The organism is Oceanobacillus sp. E9 (assembly GCF_001741975.1).
Classification (GTDB): Bacteria; Bacillota; Bacilli; order Bacillales; family Amphibacillaceae; genus Oceanobacillus; species Oceanobacillus kimchii.
This window is the reverse complement of sequence record NZ_LSNA01000007.1, coordinates 651869-672861: the sequence shown is the minus strand read 5'-3', so window position 1 is coordinate 672861 and position 20993 is coordinate 651869. Positions and strand designations below refer to the sequence as shown.

20 protein-coding genes are annotated in these 20993 nt (G+C 34.9%); 3 read left to right on the top strand and 17 right to left on the bottom strand.

The genetic code is table 11. The features are described 5' to 3' along the window. Nucleotides 1-270 precede the first annotated feature (270 nt). Complete coding sequence (gene rpmB, locus AQ616_RS12900; RefSeq protein WP_010649390.1) at nt 271-459, top strand: 50S ribosomal protein L28; 189 nt, start codon at nt 271-273, stop codon at nt 457-459. Nucleotides 460-640: 181 nt separating this feature from the next. On the opposite strand, the gene spoVM is transcribed toward rpmB, so the two are convergent. From spoVM to AQ616_RS12830, 14 genes are all read right to left on the bottom strand, one after another. After that, nucleotides 641-724, bottom strand: a complete 84-nt coding sequence (gene spoVM / locus AQ616_RS12895; protein ID WP_011065914.1) for a stage V sporulation protein SpoVM — start codon at nt 722-724, stop codon at nt 641-643. A 42-nt stretch (nt 725-766) separates the two neighbouring features. Beyond that, complete coding sequence (locus AQ616_RS12890; protein ID WP_017796628.1) at nt 767-1417, bottom strand: thiamine diphosphokinase; 651 nt, start codon at nt 1415-1417, stop codon at nt 767-769. After that, nucleotides 1417-2073, bottom strand: a complete 657-nt coding sequence (gene rpe, locus AQ616_RS12885; protein ID WP_069685950.1) for a ribulose-phosphate 3-epimerase — start codon at nt 2071-2073, stop codon at nt 1417-1419. Before rpe ends, AQ616_RS12890 begins: the two co-directional genes overlap by 1 nt. Nucleotide 2074: 1 nt before the next feature. Further along, nucleotides 2075-2956, bottom strand: coding sequence for a ribosome small subunit-dependent GTPase A (gene rsgA / locus AQ616_RS12880; protein ID WP_017796626.1), 882 nt, complete (start codon nt 2954-2956; stop codon nt 2075-2077). After that, nucleotides 2957-5017 (bottom strand): Stk1 family PASTA domain-containing Ser/Thr kinase, encoded by a 2061-nt coding sequence (gene pknB, locus AQ616_RS12875; RefSeq protein ID WP_069685949.1) that lies wholly within the window; start codon nt 5015-5017, stop codon nt 2957-2959. After that, a complete protein-coding gene (locus AQ616_RS12870; RefSeq protein WP_017796624.1) occupies nt 5010-5774 on the bottom strand; it encodes a Stp1/IreP family PP2C-type Ser/Thr phosphatase in 765 nt (254 codons plus the stop codon). The genes pknB and AQ616_RS12870 overlap by 8 nt, the downstream gene beginning before the upstream one ends. A gap of 95 nt (nt 5775-5869) precedes the next feature. Continuing rightward, the gene (gene rsmB, locus AQ616_RS12865; protein WP_069685948.1) at nt 5870-7216 is read right to left on the bottom strand and encodes a 16S rRNA (cytosine(967)-C(5))-methyltransferase RsmB; all 1347 of its coding nucleotides are present in this window, start codon (nt 7214-7216) and stop codon (nt 5870-5872) included. A 2-nt stretch (nt 7217-7218) separates the two neighbouring features. Beyond that, entirely contained in the window at nt 7219-8160 is a 942-nt protein-coding gene (gene fmt / locus AQ616_RS12860) for a methionyl-tRNA formyltransferase (RefSeq protein ID WP_017796622.1), read from the bottom strand. 31 nt (nt 8161-8191) lie between these two features. Further along, the gene (priA, locus tag AQ616_RS12855) at nt 8192-10600 is read right to left on the bottom strand and encodes a primosomal protein N' (RefSeq protein ID WP_069685947.1); all 2409 of its coding nucleotides are present in this window, start codon (nt 10598-10600) and stop codon (nt 8192-8194) included. Next, nucleotides 10597-11805 carry a bifunctional phosphopantothenoylcysteine decarboxylase/phosphopantothenate--cysteine ligase CoaBC gene (gene coaBC / locus AQ616_RS12850; RefSeq protein WP_017796620.1) on the bottom strand — a complete coding sequence of 403 codons (1209 nt, stop codon included), beginning with the start codon at nt 11803-11805 and terminating at the stop codon, nt 10597-10599. The genes priA and coaBC overlap by 4 nt, the downstream gene beginning before the upstream one ends. A gap of 209 nt (nt 11806-12014) precedes the next feature. Continuing rightward, entirely contained in the window at nt 12015-12209 is a 195-nt protein-coding gene (gene rpoZ, locus AQ616_RS12845; RefSeq protein WP_017796619.1) for a DNA-directed RNA polymerase subunit omega, read from the bottom strand. Beyond that, entirely contained in the window at nt 12206-12826 is a 621-nt protein-coding gene (gene gmk / locus AQ616_RS12840; protein ID WP_017796618.1) for a guanylate kinase, read from the bottom strand. The genes rpoZ and gmk overlap by 4 nt, the downstream gene beginning before the upstream one ends. Nucleotides 12827-12850: 24 nt before the next feature. After that, nucleotides 12851-13111 (bottom strand): extracellular matrix/biofilm regulator RemA, encoded by a 261-nt coding sequence (remA, locus tag AQ616_RS12835; RefSeq protein WP_011065902.1) that lies wholly within the window; start codon nt 13109-13111, stop codon nt 12851-12853. 311 nt (nt 13112-13422) lie between these two features. Then, complete coding sequence (locus AQ616_RS12830) at nt 13423-16077, bottom strand: cation-translocating P-type ATPase (protein ID WP_069685946.1); 2655 nt, start codon at nt 16075-16077, stop codon at nt 13423-13425. A 100-nt stretch (nt 16078-16177) separates the two neighbouring features. Here AQ616_RS12830 and AQ616_RS12825 point away from each other — a divergent pair, with 100 nt between their 5' ends. Next, nucleotides 16178-17887, top strand: a complete 1710-nt coding sequence (locus tag AQ616_RS12825; protein ID WP_069685945.1) for an Rqc2 family fibronectin-binding protein — start codon at nt 16178-16180, stop codon at nt 17885-17887. Nucleotides 17888-17952: 65 nt separating this feature from the next. On the opposite strand, the gene AQ616_RS12820 is transcribed toward AQ616_RS12825, so the two are convergent. Beyond that, nucleotides 17953-18375 (bottom strand): organic hydroperoxide resistance protein, encoded by a 423-nt coding sequence (locus AQ616_RS12820; protein WP_017796615.1) that lies wholly within the window; start codon nt 18373-18375, stop codon nt 17953-17955. 75 nt (nt 18376-18450) lie between these two features. Next, nucleotides 18451-19308, bottom strand: coding sequence for a LysR family transcriptional regulator (locus tag AQ616_RS12815; protein ID WP_017796614.1), 858 nt, complete (start codon nt 19306-19308; stop codon nt 18451-18453). Nucleotides 19309-19434: 126 nt separating this feature from the next. Here AQ616_RS12815 and AQ616_RS12810 point away from each other — a divergent pair, with 126 nt between their 5' ends. After that, nucleotides 19435-20202 carry a class I SAM-dependent methyltransferase gene (locus AQ616_RS12810; RefSeq protein ID WP_017796613.1) on the top strand — a complete coding sequence of 256 codons (768 nt, stop codon included), beginning with the start codon at nt 19435-19437 and terminating at the stop codon, nt 20200-20202. Between the two features lie 182 nt (nt 20203-20384). On the opposite strand, the gene pyrE is transcribed toward AQ616_RS12810, so the two are convergent. Next, nucleotides 20385-20993, bottom strand: coding sequence for an orotate phosphoribosyltransferase (gene pyrE / locus AQ616_RS12805; protein WP_017796612.1), 609 nt, complete (start codon nt 20991-20993; stop codon nt 20385-20387).

Genomic DNA, 20993 nt, shown 5'->3' with positions numbered 1-20993 from the left:
TTGAATAAATTATACTACAACGTTAATAAATTTAAAAGCAAGTACTAAGATTAAGTATAAGTGCTTACAAAATTTCCCCTTTATACAATGGACGAAATACCTTAATCTGTCAAGTCTTTTTTCTTTATCCCATAATTTGGTTACCCCATATTCCGGATAACTAGAGTAAGTTAAATCCCTATCTGTGAAAGATTCAATTGCATTATTAGGTTACATATGGTAAATTAAATTAGTAATACTGAGACAGTTATAGAGTAAGGAGGGAATAACATGGCTAGAAAATGTGTTGTAACTGGACGTCAAACTCGTAGTGGTAACCAACGCTCTCACGCTATGAATTCCAACAAGCGTAATTGGAAAGCTAATGTACAAAAAGTACGTATCATGGTAGACGGTAAACCGAAAAAAGTTTATGTATCCGCTCGCGCCCTAAAATCAGGTAAGGTTGAGCGCGTCTAATATACAATGATAATCGTATGATCAAAAAACCTTATGCCCCAAAGGCATAAGGTTTTTTATGTGGATTTCTTGAAGTACGTTCAACTAATATTCCTTAGAGGTAGAACACCCACACGGAATGAAGTTGCACTTTTATGAAAAAAAATGCTTCTGCCATCAATGACAAAAGCCTGTTTACTTATCACTTATCTTTTTTAAAAATACCTATGACAACCTTCACAAATCCACCAACAAACTTAGGAAGCTTAATCGTATAAAATTTCATGAATAAGGACCCCTCCTGTTTTACCATCCAGTATCTATAAGGTTACTGGATCGTATCACAACTCTTTATTAGTAATAGTATGCCTGCCCGAAAAGAAAAAGTACCTTTTTTTTGACTAAGCTTGTTTGAAATACATAAAGAGGATCCCCATTCAATTGTTTGTTCTGTTAAAGGATATTCAAAACCTTCTAAAGTCAATCCTTCTACTTTATTTGTAAAAGCAATAAAAGATATGTAGGTATAGCCATGACTTTCGATAGTATATTCTCCTGATTCTATCATTTGAATCTGGTTGGTTTTATCAACAATTCTTCCCTCAACATCGTTTTGAAGCAACTGATATAATAATTGAATATTCATCAGCTCATGATCGAGTCTGCCACCAGTAACACCAAATAGTAATATACGATCCACCTGCTGTTCACTAGCTATTTGAATGGCAATTTCTAGATCAGTATAGTTTTTTTCGGGAGAATAAGTCAATACGTCCTTGGCATGTTTATTTATCGTTTGTCTTTCTTCGTTAGAAACTGAGTCAAAATCGCCAAGTGCAATATCCATATGAATATTAGACTGCGCCAAATAAAGTGCTCCACGATCTGCACCTATCCATGAATCTATTTCATGATTATATTGAGTTAGATCGGGAAGCATATTTTTTGGGCCATTACCAATTATGCCAATGGTTTTCATTAACCTCTAGCCTTTTCTCTTAACGTTTCGATTGCTTTTTGTCGATCTTCCTTATTAAATATTGCACTCCCAGCTACTAATACATCTGCACCACTAGCTGTACATATCCCAGCTGTTTTTTCATTCACTCCACCATCCACTTCGATTTCATAGGATAGTTTATACTCTTTTCGCCAATCTGCTAATTGTTTTATTTTTGAAGTTGTCTCTTGTATAAATGATTGCCCACCAAAACCAGGATTAACTGTCATTATTAATATAAGATCTACTTCTGTAAGAATCGGTTTAATCGTTTCTACTGGTGTTGCTGGATTAATAACCACCCCTGGTTTTACACCGTATGAACGAATTAATTGTAGAGTGCGATGTAGATGCAGGCATGCTTCCTGATGTACAGTAATAATAGATGCACCTGCTTCTGCAAACGCAGAAATATATGCGTCTGGATTTTTAATCATTAGGTGGACATCTAAAGGTAAGTTCGTGATTGGTCTGATTGCTTCTACAACTAAAGGACCAATTGTTATATTAGGAACGAAATGTCCATCCATCACATCAACATGGATGTAATCTGCACCTGCATCTTCCACTTCCTTAATTTCTTCTCCTAGTTTTGCAAAATCCGCTGATAATATTGATGGTGCTATTTTTGTCATACTAATACCTCGGCTTTCTTGTCTGTATTTCTTCTAAGAAACGTAAATAATGTTTGTAACGGAAAACGGCTATTTCCTCATTTTCTACAGCTTCTTTCACCGCACACTTCGGCTCTTTATCATGCATACACCCTCTAAATTTACATAAATGCATTCGTGCACTGAATTCAGGAAAACTATCAGCTAATTCCTCGGCTTCAATCTCGCGAAACTCTAATACGCTAAAACCTGGTGTGTCAGCAATTAGACCATTCCCTATCTTCATTAATTCGACATGTCGAGTAGTGTGTTTACCTCTACCTAGACTTTTAGAGATTTCAGCAGTTTCTAATAATAAAGAAGGATCTAACACATTGATTAAGGATGATTTTCCTACTCCTGATTGTCCTGCAAAAACAGATACTTTTCCATCAAAATAAGGTTCTAATTCAGGCAATAGATCCTGATTCTTAGAAGAAACTAATTCTACTCGATATCCAATTTGTTCATATTGGTGTTTATATGCCTTGATGTTTTCAAGCTGATCTTCGTTTAATAAATCTACTTTTGTGATTAATATTATCGGTTCAATGTGTTTGGATTCAATTAATACTAGAAATCGATCCAGCAGTAACGTACTAAAATCAGGATCAACCGCAGAACTTACAATAATTGCTTGATCGATATTAGCAATTGGAGGTCGAATTAATTCATTCGACCTCTCTTTGATTTCCATTATATACCCTTCATTACCATCTTTTGGCTCAAATTCAACATAATCACCAACTAAAGGGGTTATTTTTTTATTTCGAAATAGCCCTCTCCCTTTACACACGTATTGTTGATTATCTGATTGTACATAATAAAAGCCACTCAGTGCTTTTATAATCCTTCCTTCAGCCATCTAATCTTCTTCTCCTTCATAAGAAACACTTCTTTCTCTTATTACCTCGTCATCCCTTGTAACTTTATACTCTGCCTCTGAATCTGGCGGAACCATTAAGGTAAAGGTGAATTCTTCCTCCTCTGTAATCGATCTTTCTTCGTAAACATCCGAAATGTCATTATTGGCATCCCCAATATACACTCGAACTATTTGTTCTACTGGCGGCTCTCCCTCATTACCTTCTTCATTCTCCGAACCTCCATCTTCCTGAGGCTCATAATTTACTGTGAAAGAAACCGTATGCGAACGAGGAGGTATTTCTTCTGGACCCATTGAAAAATATACATCAACGCTTGAGCCCTTCTCTAAATCCGTTCCAGAAGGTGGATCTTGCCTTATTACTCTACCTTCATCCACGTTGTCAGAGTATTCTTCATGAGAATTCATCGTTAATTCATTGCGATCGATATAATCCTGTACTTCTTCTTTTGTCATACCAGTTAAATTATTTAAACTAACCAGTTCTGGTCCAGAGCTAATCTCAAAAATTACCTTTGTTTCTCCAGGAACTACTTCACTACCCGCTTCTGGTTGTATTTGAGAAATAATTTCACCTACTGGCTCATCAGATGTTTTTTCATAAGAGGTAATATCGGTAAATCCTTCTTCTTCTAGTAGCTCTTTTACTTGCTCAAAATCTTGCCCTTCATAATCTTCAAATTCCACTCTTTCTTGCCCTTGACTTACAAAGATGGTAACGGATGAGCCTTCTTTGACTGTTCTTCCGGCATTCGGGTCAGTACGTACAACAAGTCCATTTTCAATTTCATCTGAGAATACTTCCTCTTCTTCTACTTCTAAATTGTTCTCTTCAAGTATCTGTTTTGCCTCTTCAGAATCCATCTCAATTACGTCCGGCATAGGAATATCCTTCGGTTGTGTTGCAAATACAGTAATACCAGTTATCAATAGTGCTAGAAGTAGAATCGAAAATACAATCCAAAATACTTTTTTCTTTTTTGATTTTGGTTTTTTATTCTTGGATTTCGCCTTTTCTTTTTTCACTTTTCCTTTTTTCTTCTTTTTATTATCTTTAGAGTGAGTTTCTTCTGGATAATTTTTCGTACTCTGATTTGCCGAATGGATAATGGTATCCTCATTATTATCGACTACACTATCTTGATCAGTAATGATTGGAATCGCTTTTGTTTCATCACCAACTTCATCTGGTAATGTAAATGGTTCCTCATCCAATCGACTTGGATCCAACGCAGTTTCTAATGCTTCTTCTAATTCATAAATACTATTATATCGATGAAATGGATCTTTTGCCGTTGCCTGTAGCACAATATTTTCCACACTTTGTGGGATAGAAGGATTCGCTTTTTTCACAGACGGTGTATTATTCTGCAAATGTTTAAGTGCGATAGACACAGGTGATTGTCCCGAAAAAGGTAACTTTCCCGTTAATAATTCATATAAAACAATCCCCATTGAATAAATATCAGATTTTTTCGTTGCCATTCCCCCGCGTGCTTGTTCAGGAGAAAGGTAATGTACAGAACCTAAAATAGAATTAGTTTGGGTCAAAGCAGTAGCACTTAACGCCATTGCAATGCCAAAATCGGTAACTTTGGCTTGTCCAATACTGTTAATTAAGATATTTTGTGGTTTTATATCACGATGAACAATTTCATTTGCATGTGCATGAGCTATTGCTGATGTTAATTGCTTCATAATATCTAATGCCTCTGGCACATCAATTGGCCCATGTTGATGTATGTATTCTTTTAACGTCATTCCATCTACATATTCCATCACCATATACAATAGTTGATCTTCTTCGCCAACATCAAATATATTTACTATATTAGGATGAGATAAGCTCGTTGCTGATTGCGCTTCACGATCAAATCGAGCGATAAACTCTTGATCATGTATATATTCCATGCGAAGGGCTTTCACAGCAACATCGCGTTCTAAAATCGTATCTCTAGCAAGATAGACATTAGCCATGCCGCCTCCGCCAATTTTCTTTATTATCTTATACCGTTCATTTAGCAGTTCTCCTTTATTCAACAGGATCACCTGCCTCCACAGAATTATCAGCATGGACAATTAATATCAGAGAAATATTATCTTCTCCTCCCCGATTATTTGCTAACTGAATCAGTTCACTACCAATTGCTTCAATATCCTTAGTAGAATCTGTAAAGTCCGCAAGTTCGTGTTCAGTTACCTTATCCGATAACCCATCCGAGCATAATAATAATCGATCATTTTTTTGCCATGTTAACGTTTTTAAATCTACATTAACCTGATTATCCGTTCCTAACGCACGCAAAATCACATTTTTACGAGGGTGTATTTCAGCATCATCTTCAGATATTTGTCCGATACGAACTAATTCATTTACAAAAGAATGATCCTCAGTTACTTGTTGGAAGCCATCTTCGTTTAGTAGATAACAGCGACTATCTCCAACATGAGCAATTGTTACGTATTCCTCTAAAGCAACAGCAATGACTACTGTCGTCCCCATTCCTTCACAACGCTTATCTTCCTGTGACTTTTGAAAGATATGTTGGTTTGATTGTTGAACTGCTTCTTTTAACCAAGCTTCCACTTGTTCTGGTCCTTCCAAGCGGTCGGTATCTAACCATTTTTGTTTAATACTTTCGGTTGCTAACTTACTAGCTACATCACCTGCTTGGTGACCGCCCATACCATCAGCAATAATTGCAATTAGTTGGTTACTCTTATTGTAAAATAATCCACCAGCATCTTCATTATGATTTCGTACCTTACCGCGATCCGTTAGAAAATGTCCTTCCACTTGTTCCCCCCCTATCTCCGATTTTATTTCATTATAATCATAATTAACTACCTTTACATCAAGTATTGCACAATTTTACCAATAACAAAACGAAATTATCGGATTTTTTTTAATCTCGTTAAGAAGAAACCATCTGTATGAAAATCTTGAGGGAATAATTGCAAGCCTTCTCCTGACCATCCAGGAGCATCTTGTAATTCTTTAGGTAATTCATCACGAAAGCTGAAATCAATGTAGATATCTTGGTGATTCTCAATGACTTGACGAACGACTTGATTATTTTCCTCTTTATCAACCGTACATGTACTATAAATTAATAGTCCATTTTCTTTTAATAATGGAATCACTTCGTTTAAGATATCTTGTTGAATTTTTGCTAAGCGTTGTATATCTTCTTTGGATTTCTCATATTTAATTTCAGGTTTTCCATTAATTACTCCTAACCCAGAACAAGGTGCATCGACAACAATGCGATCAAATGATTCCTTCTCATATTTACTTGCTAGTTTCCTTGCATCTCCTTTTTGTGCATGGATAGAAGTGAGATGCAACGTAGATGCTTTTTCATCAATTAATTTAATTTTTTTGACATGTAAATCAAAAGCATGGATAATACCCTGATCTTGCATCTTCTCAGCTACATGTGTCACTTTTCCTCCAGGGGCACTACAACTATCCAATACATGCATTCCTGATTCCACTGCTAACATTTCCCCAACAAGCATAGAACTTTGATCTTGTATAGTGATTTTTCCTTCTTTTAAAAGGTTTGTTCTAAAAATATTACCTTTTTCAATAATAATCCCTTGGTTAGAAAATATAGAGGGACGAGACTCAATACCTGATTCTTTCAACTCTTGCATTACTTCTTCTCTACAAGTTCGCAAAGGTTGGATACGGATGGAAAGTGGATGATGTTCTAAATTATTTCTACACATCTTCGCAGTAGTTTCCATACCATACATTTCCGCCCACCGTTTTACTAACCATTCTGGATGACTCGTCTCAATCGCTATACGTTCTATTGGATCTTTAATATCTGTTAACGATGGTACTCCCTGGCGTTGTAAACTACGTAATACTCCGTTCACAAAAGATGCTATTCCTTGATGACCACGCTGTTTTGCAATTTCCACAGACTCATGAATTACCGCATGGTCAGGAACTTTTTCTAAATAAATCATTTGATAAAATGACATTCTTAATAAGGGTTGAACCCAAACATCTAACTTTTTCTTTGATTTAACAAATTTAGATAAATAATAATCCAATGTCATCTGATGCTGTAAACTTCCATACACTACTTCTGTAAGTAAACGTTCATCCTTTTCATTAAATTGTCGTTGTTTTAATTCATGGTTTAGAAGTAAATTACTAAAACCATGATCTTTTTCAATACGAATTAATATATCGAGCATCGTATTACGTAGTTGATACTTCATCTTTAATCACCTAATTTAACTCCTAATTTTATTCGATCTTGAGAACCTTTTAAATAATCTTCAACCAACATACGTTTTTTTCCAGCAGGTTGGATTTCACTGATTTTTACGATTGACTTATTACCACATTGTACATAAAACCCATTTGAATCTTTTTCAATAATCTCACCAATATTACCAGATTTGTTTAATGGGGACGTTTCTTCTCCCCACCATATTTTCATTACTTGCCCTTCATAGGTTGTAAACGCTACTGGCCATGGATGTAAGCCTCTGATATGATTTACGATTTCTTTAGCTGATTTTGACCAATCAATCCGTTCTTCTTCTCTTTTAATATTAGAAGCAAAAGTAACTAAGCTTTCATCCTGCTTCCTTGGTGTTATTTCATTATTAAATAATGAAGGAAGTGTTTCGATAAGTAGGTTAGCACCAGCTTGCGATAATTTATCATGCATCGTTCCGACATGATCATCTTGTTCAATCGGAACTTCAACCTGCGTCAAAATATCTCCTGCATCTAATTTTTCTGCCATATACATAATCGTAACGCCTGTCACGTCTTTCCCTTGCATAATTGCGTAATGGATTGGTGCACCGCCGCGTAATTCTGGGAGAAGTGAAGCATGTACATTAATACAACCATATGATGGACTTTCTAATATCTCTCTTGGCAATATTTGTCCATATGCTGCTGTTACTATTAAATCAGGTTTTAAATCTATAATCATTTTGAAATCGTCTCGTAGTTTTTCTGGTTGAAATACTTCTAAATTGTGTTTGATCGCTTCTTCTTTGACTGGTGGTGGTGTGATTACTTTTTTTCTACCTTTGGGACGATCGGGTTGGGTAACCACTAACACAATGTCATAATTTAATTCTAGTAACTTCTGCAATACTGGTACAGCAAAATCTGGGGTACCCATAAATACAATTCGTTTCATTACTTATACCTTCTTTCATTGTACGCTTTATTTACATCATATAATAAGGTTGCATATCAATTGTTAATTGTAATTGCTGTTTTCTAATTTCATCAGAAAAATGATCCTGTATATGACCAAGATATTCATGCAGATTTGGCTCATTTTTGTATTTTATCATGCATTGATAACGATATCTATCTTTGATCCTAGGTACAGGAGATGGGGTTGGCCCTAATACGGTTGTTCTTCTCTCCACAATATTGGAGAGCATCTGTACAATTTCCTGGGTAACTTGAATTGCTCTCGCATGATTTTCGTGGGCTACTGTAATTAGCCCTAAAAATACATAAGGTGGATATTGAAACGCCTTTCTCATCGCCATTTCTTTCCGATAAAAGTTATCATAATCATACTCAGATGCAAACTCAATACTATAATGTTCTGGAGTATACGTTTGAACTATTACTTCCCCTGGAAGTTCATGTCTCCCAGCTCTTCCACTAACCTGTGTTAGTAATTGGAAGGTTCGTTCAGATGATCGAAAGTCTGGGATATGCAACATAGAGTCTGCAGAAAGTACACCCACTAATGTTACATTAGCAAAATCAAGACCTTTAGCAATCATTTGTGTTCCTAATAATATATCTGCCTTTTTTTCGAAAAACTGTTTCAAGAGATTTTCGTGGGAACCTTTTCTTCTTGTAGTATCGACATCCATCCTAATTACTCTAGCATCAGGTATCTGTTTTGCTAATTCTTCTTCTACTTTCTGTGTACCTGTACCAAAATATCGTATCAAATCACTTTCACACTCAGGGCAAATTTGTGGCACCGCTTGTTCATAAGAACAATAATGACATTTTAAACGTTGTGCATTTTTGTGGTATGTTAATGCGATATCGCAATGGGGACATTCACATACATGACCACAGTCTCTGCACATGACAAATGTAGAATATCCACGTCGATTTAATAGAAGTACAATTTGTTCTCCGCGACGTAACCTTTCATCTATTTGTTCCATTAATGGACGAGAAAACATGGATCGATTACCCGCATGTAATTCATTACGCATATCTACAATATCAACCTTGGGCATGGTTTGACGGTTGGTTCGTTCCTGTAATGTTAATAATGTGTATACATTTTTGGATGCTCTAGCAAAGGATTCAAGGGATGGAGTGGCACTCCCAAGTACAACCGGACATTGATGATACTCTGCCCTCTCTATCGCGACATCTCTTGCATGATAACGCGGTTGATCCTCTTGTTTATATGTTGTTTCATGCTCTTCATCTATAATAATAATTCCTAGATTTTCAAAAGGTGCAAATATCGCTGATCGAGCGCCTACTACTACTTGAACTTCTTGACGATGAATTTTTCTCCATTCATCGTACTTCTCTCCGGAAGATAATCCACTATGCATGACCGCTACTTTACTACCGAATCTCCCTTTAAATCTTTTTACCATTTGAGGGGTAAGAGAAATTTCCGGTACAAGCACAATAGCTTCTTTACCTTCTTCAATGACTTGTTGAATTGCTTGTAAATAGATCTCTGTTTTCCCACTACCAGTTACCCCATGTAATAAGAAAGTTTCACTGGTATGGTTTTCCATACTCTTTTTTATTGGTTCAATGGCTTGAGTTTGCTCCATTGTTAAAGATAGAGGAGAAGTAGCTTCGATAAATTGATCTTTGTATGGATCACGAAAAACTTCTTTTTGATAGGTTTGAACAATTCCCTTTTCTTCAATTGCCTTTAGTGTTTGTGCAGAAGCATTGGTTATTTGTAATAGATGTTTCTTTTCTATTTCACTTTGATGATCTGCAAGATAAGATAATAATTGCTTTTGTTTACTCGCATTCTTCGATAAACTCATTATCTCTTCTTCTAGCTGAATTGGAGGTTTTGAAGGGATTACCATCGTTTGATATTTCTTCGTGATTCTAGATTGTACATGATATGACACGGATAAATCACCAGAATCAATATGATTTTTAATTATTCTATATGAGATAGTTGATTTTCCAATCTCATCAAAGTCAATGGATTCACGTCCAGCAAATAATGCCTCAAGTTCATCTGGCAATTGCGCCTCTGTCTCTCTTACTAAATCTTTACTATACTGAGATTTTAAAACTTGTGGAAGCATCGTTTGTAGAACAGTAATGGATAGACTTAATGTTTTTTCAGAAACCCATTTACCTAAACTTAATAACTCTTCTGTTAAAACTGGACTTATATCCAAGACATCTATAATTTCTTTTACCTTTGATAACGAAGTATCATCTTTAACTCCTGTCACAAATCCCATAATTTTTCTTGGTCCAAAGGGTACAATTACCCTCATACCTTTTTGAATAACTCCCTGAAACTGCTCAGGAATAAGATAATCAAATGTCTGATTTGTTGAACTAGATGGTACATCCACGATAACACTAGCTATATTCAACGGTCATCATCCTTTAAGTCTCGGATAATCCATTCAAATAGTTTATAAGCTATATCTGTCTTTGTTGCTTGATGAATTGATTCTTGTTGTTTTTTCTTATTTATATACGTAACGATATTCGTGTCTCCCTCAAAGCCTGCACCATCTGAACTAATATCATTTACAACAATTGCATCTAGATTTTTATGATCTAATTTTCCTAATCCGTATTCAATCGGAGTATCTGTTTCAGCTGCAAATCCCACTAAAAATTGATGTTTCTTCTTTTCACCTAGTGTTGCTAATATATCTTTTGTTCTTTCCATTTCAATTGTGTAATTTCCGTCCTTTTTCTTCATTTTTCCTTGATGAATGAATTTAGGACGATAATCAGCAACTGCTGCAGATTTAATCACTATATCCTGTTGATCAAAATGATCTGTGATCACATCAAACATCTCTTCAGCAGAGGTTATATCGATTCGTCTAATATTGGGATGATTTATTTGTAAATTAACCGGACCTGAAACAAGTGTAACTTCCGCTCCTAGATTTGCCGCTGCCTCTGCCAAGGCGAATCCCATTTTTCCTGATGAACGATTAGAGAAAAAGCGAACAGGATCTACGATTTCTCGAGTAGGACCTGCAGAAATCAGGATTTTTTTCCCATGTAAATATTGTTGTTGTGAAACATGTCTTTGGATGACGGAAACAATCTCTTCAGGTTCTTCCAGTCTTCCTTTTCCGACATAACCACATGCTAAATAACCTGCACCAGGTTCAATAAAGTGATAACCCCAAGATTCAAGTTGTTTCATATTTTTAATCACGGCTGGATGAGCATACATATGTACATTCATTGCAGGCGCTATATAGACTTCCGCTTGTGTCGCTAACATCGTAGTTGAGAGCATATCATCTGCTTGTCCACTAGCCAGTTTACCAATAATATTTGCTGTAGCAGGAGCAATAATGGCAATATCTGCCCAATCTGCTATATCAATATGCGCTATTTTCTTTGGGTTTTTTTCATCAAATGTATCTGTATATACTGGATTTCTAGTTAATGCTTGAAAAGTAAGTGGTGAAACAAATTCACGAGCACTTTCTGTCATTATTACTCTGACCTCTGCACCTACTTGAGTTAGTTTACTTGCCAGACCACATGCTTTATATACAGCTATTCCACCAGAAACACCAAGTAAAATTTTCTTGTTTTTTAGCATGATTCTACCCCCTTCAACTATCCGATCATTCTAACTTATTTATAACATATTATGAGAACAATCGCTTTTGAAAAGTATTAACGATCTATCAGAACAAAGGCGAAGCGCCGGACGTGGCTGGTTCAGTTATTTAATTATCCACCACACACTAATTTTATAATTCCTATACAACAACGAAAAACCCTCCGCAGTGTGGCAGAGGGTTCATATTAATTCTCGATATATAATTTTCCTGCTTCAATCTCTTCAAGAGCCATACCAACAAACTTATGAGATTTTGACTTTTCAACCAATGGTTGTTTAGATTCACTCAGTTGTCTCGCTCTTCTTGCAGATAGTGTTACTAGGCTGTACTTGGATTTAATTCGTTTTTGTAAAGCATCAATAGAAGGTTCTAACATCATGATAACTCATCCTCCAATATCTTTTTATATTGTTTTGCAATTCGCTCTCGTTTCAAATGCTCACTTTTAATTATTGTTTTTACTTTATCTACCGCATGCTGTACTTCATCATTAACCACTACATAATCATAAGCATCCATCATCTCGATTTCGTTACGCGCTTCCTTTAATCGATTTAAAACCAATTCTTGAGACTCTGTTCCTCGACTTACAATGCGGTTTTTTAACTCATCAAGACTTGGTGGAAACAAGAATATAAACACGCCTTCTGGGAAATTTTCTTTTACTTGTAATGCACCTTGCACTTCTATTTCTAAGAATACATCTTGTCCTTTTTCTAACGTTTCTTCCACATAGTTACGAGGTGTTCCATAATAATTATTGACATATTGAGCATATTCTAAAAGCTGGCCATCCTTAATTAATTGCTCAAATTCTTCTTTTGTTTTATAAAAATAATCAACACCGTCTACTTCACCAGGTCGTCTATCTCTAGTTGTCATAGAAATAGAGTATTGTAAATCCGTTTCTTCTTCAAATAGTTTTTTTCTTACCGTCCCTTTTCCAACTCCGGATGGACCAGATAGAATAAATAAAATGCCTTTCTCTTTTATCAACTTATTTCCTCCTACTATGTGATTCTACTCATCTGAAATTTCATCATTACTAATTACTCGCTGACCAACAGTTTCTGGCTGAACAGCAGAAAGAACAACATGGTCACTGTCTGTAATAATAACTGCTCTTGTACGTCTACCATATGTAGCATCCACTAGTTTATTATTATCTCTAGCAACGGTTATAATACGTTTAATAGGTGCAGACTCCGGTGAAACAATTGAAATTATTCGATTGGCAGAAACAACGTTACCGAAACCAATATTTATTAGACTTAAATTCAACTTACTTCCCCCTCAATCATATTACAACTACTTTTTTCTCTGATTATTCTTCTCTAATAGTAACATTATACTTTATCTTTATCGAATTTTATACCATAAATTTGCTAGACACAATACGTGTAGAAGAGTTAGAAGAGAAAAAAAATTTAGCAAACCAAATATAGAATCTATAGTAACTTTAGATAATGAGGAACAACTAACCTGATCAAGAGGGGTTTTTAGTTATAACAAAATACCCGAACTTTTACGGTACTTACTCTCAGACGCGTAAAAATCCGGGAAATTAATGATCTCATTTCTTAAAAGTTCGGTTATTTTTTTGAGTAACCGAAGAGTACAGTTGGTATTGCTCCTAATCCAACAACTAACAACCAATCTATTATGCTAAGAGAAGTTGTATGGAAGATCGGTTGAAGCGGTTCCCAATAAATTACAACAAATAACAATAGTAAGGAGGAAATTACCGCATAAACAAGGTACATATTTCCAAATGGATTTCTTGCAAAAACGGAATGTTCACTACGACAATCAAAAACATGAATCAACTGTGCAACTACTAATGTAGCAAAAGCAGTAGTCTGTGCATAAATTAGGTGTTCAGGATTATTTTGATACGTTACCATAAAAGCAATTAATGTAACAATACCTATCAATATTCCTCTTGATACAATTTTATATCCCAATCCTCTTGAAAAAATACCTTCTCTTGGATTCCTTGGTCCACGCTTCATTACATCGCTTTCTGCTTTATCCACACCAAGCGCCATTGCAGGTAATCCATCCGTCACTAAATTCACCCAAAGTATTTGTACCGGAACAAGTGGTAGCGGTAATGCTAGTAACATAGCAAATAACATAACTAATATTTCTCCAACATTAGAAGCTAGAAGATATCGTATAAATTTCCTTATATTTTCATAGATGTTTCTGCCTTCATTTATTGCTGATTTAATAGTTGCAAAATTATCATCCATTAATACGAGGGATGAAGCTTCTTTTGTTACATCTGTACCATTAATCCCCATACTTATTCCAATATCACTTGCTTTGATAGCTGGAGCGTCATTAACTCCATCTCCTGTCATAGCAACTATATGCCCCTTATTTTGAAAAGCTTTTACTATTCTCAATTTATGTTCAGGAGTAACTCTAGCAAAAACATATGCGTCTTCAATTACATTTTCCAATTCCTGATCTGACATGTTGTTTAATTGTTTTCCTTCAAATAGTAATCCGTTTTCAGGTAACAATTGTAAATGACTTGCAATTGCTCGAGCAGTATGTGCATGATCTCCTGTTATCATTACTGTTTTAATTCCTGCTTCTTTACATTCCCGTATCGCTGACTTCACTTCTTTCCTAGGTGGATCCATTAATCCATACAATCCGATAAATGTAAGTTCATTTTCGATTATTGTACTATCTATATCCATATTATTTGGTAAAATACGAACTCCAATCGCAATCGTACGGAGAGCTTTTCCAGCCATATGATACACTGCATTTTCAATCTCTTTAGTATCTTCTTTTTTTAATAGTGACCTTCCATTTTCATCTAAATAATAGGTGGATCGAGGTAATAAAACATCAGGAGCACCTTTAGTAATAATCATCTTCATTCCATTCTTGTCTTCAACAATTATGCTCATTCGTTTGCGATCAGAATCAAATGGTAATTCTTTAATAACATGATAATCTTCTTTCCTATCAGCATGTAAACCTAATTTTCGTGCCGCAACTAATAAAGCACCATCCGTTGGATCTCCGTCAATAAAGTTCTTTCCTTTTTTAACCATCAACTGAGAATGATTACATATCATCCCATATAGAAGCATCGTTTCCAAATTAGGATGCGTTCGTTCTACTTTATTTTTGTTTAAAAAGAAATCACCTTGTGTTTGGTATCCATCTCCAGTTACATATAAATATTCACCATTCAAATACATTTCTTTAACGGTCATTTGATTTTCTGTCATGGTTCCTGTTTTGTCAGAACAAACAACTGATGCGCATCCTAATGTTTCTACGGCAGATAATTTGCGTACAATTGCTTTCTTTCGTATCATTCGTTGTACTCCAAGAGACAATGCAACTGTCACGATTGCGGGTAGTCCTTCAGGAATAGCTGCTACTGCTAGTGAGACACCTGCAAGAAACATTTCGTACATAGGATGGCCTTGTACTACCCCTACTCCAACTACAAGAACCGTCAATAAGAGAGCAACTACAATTAAGATTTTCCCTAATTCTGCCAATTTCATTTCAAGTGGAGTTACGGTTTTTTTCGTTCCTTCAATGAGAGATGCTATCTGGCCCATCACTGTCTTCATGCCTGTACCAACAACAACACCAGTTCCAGAACCACGAGTGACCATTGTCCCCATAAACCCCATATTCGTTTGATCTTGAACATCTAAGTTCTCAGCAGTTATTGCTGTAGCATGCTTACTTACGGGTAGTGACTCTCCAGTTAATGCAGATTCCTCGGTCTCCAAACCATTAGACTTAATAATACGAATATCAGCTGGAATGCGATCTCCACTATTAATGCGTACTACATCTCCGACAACAATATCCCGAGAAGATATTTTTTCCCATTGTTTTTCACGTAATACACTAGCAATTGGTGCAGAAAGCTCTTTTAATTTTTCTAGTGAATTTTCTGCTTTTTGTTCTTGAAAAAAACCAATGCATCCATTTATTAATACAATCACCATAATTGCGATTGCATCAATATATTCTCCAAGTAAACCAGCGATTAATGTTGCGGCTAACAAAACCAACACCATAAAATCTTGAAATTGCTTGAAAAATAGAATCCAGTTTGAAACTTGCTTTTTAGATTCTAATATGTTTTCACCATGTTGTTTTCTTCTCTCCACTGCTTGTTTGTTATTTAGACCGCGATTTGAAATTACTTGGAGCTTCTGCTCTACTTTTTCTACATCTAATTGATACCATTTCATCAGCATTCCTCCGACAATGTATAGATTGTACAAGCTCTTAATCCATATCTATGCCGTTCTTAACAAAAAAATGCTATAATGTCGCAAGAGGTGATTTATTATGCCATTTGATGGTATTGTTACTAGAGCCATAACCGAAGAATTAGAAAATAAAATAGTTCGTGGTAAAATTGCAAAAATCTATCAACCAACTGATAGTGAAATTGTCATGACAGTAAGGAACAACTCTGTTAATCAGTCTTTGTTATTTTCGATACATCCAACATATGCTAGATTCCATATAACAAATGATACTTATATGAATCCAAAAGAGCCTCCGATGTTTTGTATGGTATTACGAAAGCATTTATCTGGAGCTATTGTTGAAAAAATCGAACAAAAAGGTATGGAACGAATTGTAATATTTTCAATACGTACAAGGAATGAAATTGGTGATATAAGCTATAAACAATTAATAATGGAACTAATGGGAAAACATAGTAACCTTATTTTAGTCGATCAAGAAAAAGGTGTAATCATTGATAGCTTAAAACATATTTCTTATTCACAAAATAGACATCGTTCCATACTTCCTGGACAATCATATCAATCTCCACCAGATCAACAAAAGTTTCATCCATTAGAACTTTCAAGTGACCAATTTATTCAAAAGCTTGATTTTAATTCCGGCAAAATTGATCAGCAGATGCTACAAATACTGGAAGGTTTTTCACCATTGATTACGAAAGATTTTGCATCAAAAGTAGCTTTAGGTACAAATGAACAATATCAATCCATGTTTGAAAAAGTTCAACGTCGATTAGATGCACATGAATATACTCCAACAATCTACCGAAATGGAAAAGAAGATTTTCACGTACTTCCATTAACATCAAAAAGCAATGCTGAGAAAGAACCATTTGAATCAGTAAATCAAATGTTAGATACGTTCTACTCAGGAAAAGCGGAACGTGATAGAGTAAAGCAACAAGCAAAAGATTTATATCGATTTATAAAAAATGAAAAGCAGAAAAATGAACGAAAACTAAAAAAACATCAACAAACCATACAAAAATCAGAACACGCCGATGAATACCAGCGATTAGGAGAACTCTTAACTGCTCATATGCATGAAGTTCAATTTGGTGATAAGCAGGTAGAGGTTGTTGATTATTATGATCCTGACCAAAAAAAAGTATTAATCAAACTAAACCCTCAAAAATCACCAAGTGAAAATGCACAAAGTTATTTTAAAACTTATGCTAAATTAAAAAAATCAAGGCAAATTATGCAATCAGAAATTAAACGTACAGACTTGGAAATTCAATATTTAGATCAGTTATTACAACAATTAGATGTTGCTAGTACAGAGGATATCGAGGAAATACGTGAAGAGTTAAGAGAAGAAGGTTATTTAAAAAAACAACGACAGACGAAGAAGAAAAAAAAGCCGCAACAACCAGCACCTGAAGAGTACATTTCTTCCGAAGGTACTACGATCCTTGTCGGCAAAAACAATAAACAAAATGAATATGCAACGATGCGTTTAGCAAATCGAGATGATATTTGGTTGCACACAAAAGATATCCCCGGATCTCATGTGATTATCCGAGATAAACAAGCTAGTGAACTAACGATAAAAGAAGCTGCTCAATTAGCTGCTTATTTTAGCAAATCTCAGCAATCGTCCTCGGTTCCGGTGGATTATACTTCCATTCGTCATGTCAGAAAACCAAACGGCGCCAAACCAGGTTATGTCATTTATGATAATCAAAAAACTATTTATGTAACGCCGTCTAAAGAAATTGTCGATCGATTAAGGAAAGGATAAAGTGAAATTTTGCTTATAAAAAAGGTTCAAACCTGAATTGGTTTGAACCTTTTATTGTTTAGATGTTAAACAGCTTCTGGTTTTAAAGTTACTTCGATATTGCCTCGCGTTGCCTTTGAATAAGGACAGAAGTCGTGTGCTGCTTCTGCTAATTCTTGCGCTTCATCTTGGCTAACGCCTTCTATTTTAATATGGAGTGTAGCTCCAATCTTAAAGCCGCCATCAGAAGTATCTTTCATAAAATGGACATCTGCAGTTGTCTCAGAACTTATTTTCTTCCCTTTTTCAGATGCAACATGATTTAGAGCACCATCGTAACAAGCAGAATATCCTGCAGCAAATAGTTGCTCTGGATTAGATCCTTTTTTATCGGATTTACCTCCAGCTGGGTTAACTAAATCTACATCAATAATCCCATCATCTGATTTCACATGTCCGTCTCTACCATTTTTTGCTGTAGCTGTTGAAGTAAATAGAATATCACTCATACGATCACTACTCCTTATTAATTTAACGTATAGTTCTTATATTTCCGTTAAATATAATTTGTAAACATAAAAATTTTAAAAAGTAGTTTTCTGTAATAATTCTAGAAAATGATCTACCTGTGGTAATTTGCGGATGCCTTCTTGATAACATACCCACGTATCGCGTGTTACCGGCTTTCCATTAATTTCAAGCGCAATATGAGGATATTCTTCTTTTAGATGATCAGAAACACTTTCAGGTAAAACTGCCATTCCAATTCCTTGTTTCATAAATTGTTTACAAGTTTCGATTTGATCTACGGTTAATGTTTTTACGGGATTAATAGATTCTTGTTGATGATATAACCAGTTATCAACAAGTTCATGCATACTATCATCACTTTTAAAAGAAATTAACGGCCTTTCCTTTACTTGATTAGATGGAAAATGTTCTGTATCAAACATATACAGTGGATCATCAAATAAATGAACAGAAGTCGTTTCCTTTAATTTCTCGCCTCTTATGATACAAATATGATATTTTTTGTGGTTTCGTCTAATATCTTCACTAATACCTGTAACTAAATCAATTGTTACTTTCGGATAATTAGCTGTAAATTCACCTAAGATACTCGGTAAAAATCGCTGGCTAATTAAAGTAGAGCAAGCAATAGAGAGGGTTCCTTGGATTTCTTCACCGGTCTCTGCTAATCGGTTCTTTAAGACTTTTTCTTGATAAATGACTCGCTTTGCATGTTGAATAATAATCTCACCAGCAGGAGTTGGTAGTAGACGTTTAGAAGTTCGAATAAATATTGCTTCACCAAAATAGTCTTCCATATATTTTAAACGTTGAGTAACAGCTGGTTGGGAAATTAAAACAGCCTTTGCCGTTCCACGAATGGTACCAATTTCATTTAAACGTATTAATAATTCATAATCATCCATCCTCAATTAAAACACCTCATATAAGTATATGTTATCAATACCAATCAATTTATTGTATTTTACTTATTACATCATACCACATAAACTAATAGTAAATGAAATTCTAAAATTAAATGGAAAAGGAAGATGTTGATGGATGAAAAATCGTTAGTAAAGAAGGCATTCGCTAAGAATAGTAATGCGTATATAACAAGTAAAACTCACGCGAATGAAAAAGAATTGGAAAAGATGATCGCATGGACAGCACCGAATAAGGAAATGGTTATGTTAGATATTGCAACAGGTGGTGGACATGTAGCGAAGCAATTTTCTCCCCATGTAAAAAATGTGATAGCAACTGATTTAACTCCTGAAATGCTTCAAGAAACACGTTATCATTTAATAAACTATACAAATATCCAATATGTCGTTGTTGATGCAGAGAACTTGCCGTTTTTAGATCAAACTTTTGATATCGTAAGTTGCCGAATTGCAGCTCATCATTTCCCAAATCCTACAAAATTTATAGAAGAAACAAATCGAGTACTAAAACCAAAAGGTACATTTATTTTCGTTGATAATATTTCCAGTGAGGACAACGAACTTGACCTCTATGTAAACGAATTAGAAAAATTACGTGATCCTAGTCATATGCGATCGTTAAAGGTTTCTGAATGGAAACAAATTATTTCTACCTACCCTTTATCTATTAGAAAAGAGCAACTTCAAAAGAAAATACTCCCCTTCCAAGATTGGGTTAATCGTACTGTTGAAGATCCAAAACAGAAAAATGCTGTGGAATCTTATCTTTTAGATGCTAATACTAGAGTAAAAGCTTATTTTGATGTTAAGCAACAAAAAGAGCAACTTCTATCATTTTCAATTGATGAATGGATGGTAATGTATCAGAAAGGAGATTAATTAAATCGAAAAACACTTTAAAAGTTTAACGCTAGAAATAAATTTAAGGTTTTTCGTTTTACAAGGCAGCTGGTGAGTCCTCTGTATCTTTATCATTGGAAACTCACCTAGCCCTTTTTTTATTATATTTCTGGACGGATGTTTTTTTCTAACCTCAACTCATAACTTATGTTTTAACACCTTTACAAACTATCTCTAAAAGTCAATAATTCAATTTTTTCTTCTTCTAATAACTCACCAGAACTAATTAGTTCTTGAATTAAATCATCAAAACCTGTAATGGATTTGTAAGCGATATTTGCTTGAGAAAAAGCTTCTTTTGATTTATTCAGCCCATATGTAAAAATTGAATAGACGGCTAAAATATTTGCTCCTGCTTGTTGTAGTGCCTTTGCTGCTTCAATAGACGAACCACCAGTAGAGATTAAATCCTCAATTACTAGTACTGTTTTTCCTTCTACACTAGCACCTTCTATTTGATTTCCTTTTCCATGTACTTTCGGTTTTGATCTTACATATACCATAGGTAAATTCAAAAGATCAGATAACCATGCTGCATGTGGTATGCCAGCTGTAGCACATCCTGCTATCACATCAGGTTTAATGCTCTCTTCTTCTAACATATGAATAAATGCTTGAGCAATTTTTTTTCGCACTTTGGGATAACTCATTGTTAAACGATTATCACAATAGATGGGGGATTTTAATCCTGATGTCCAAGTAAAATATGTATCTAAATTTATTTGTACTGCTCCTATATCCAATAGTTCCTTTGTAATTTGTTTTTTCAT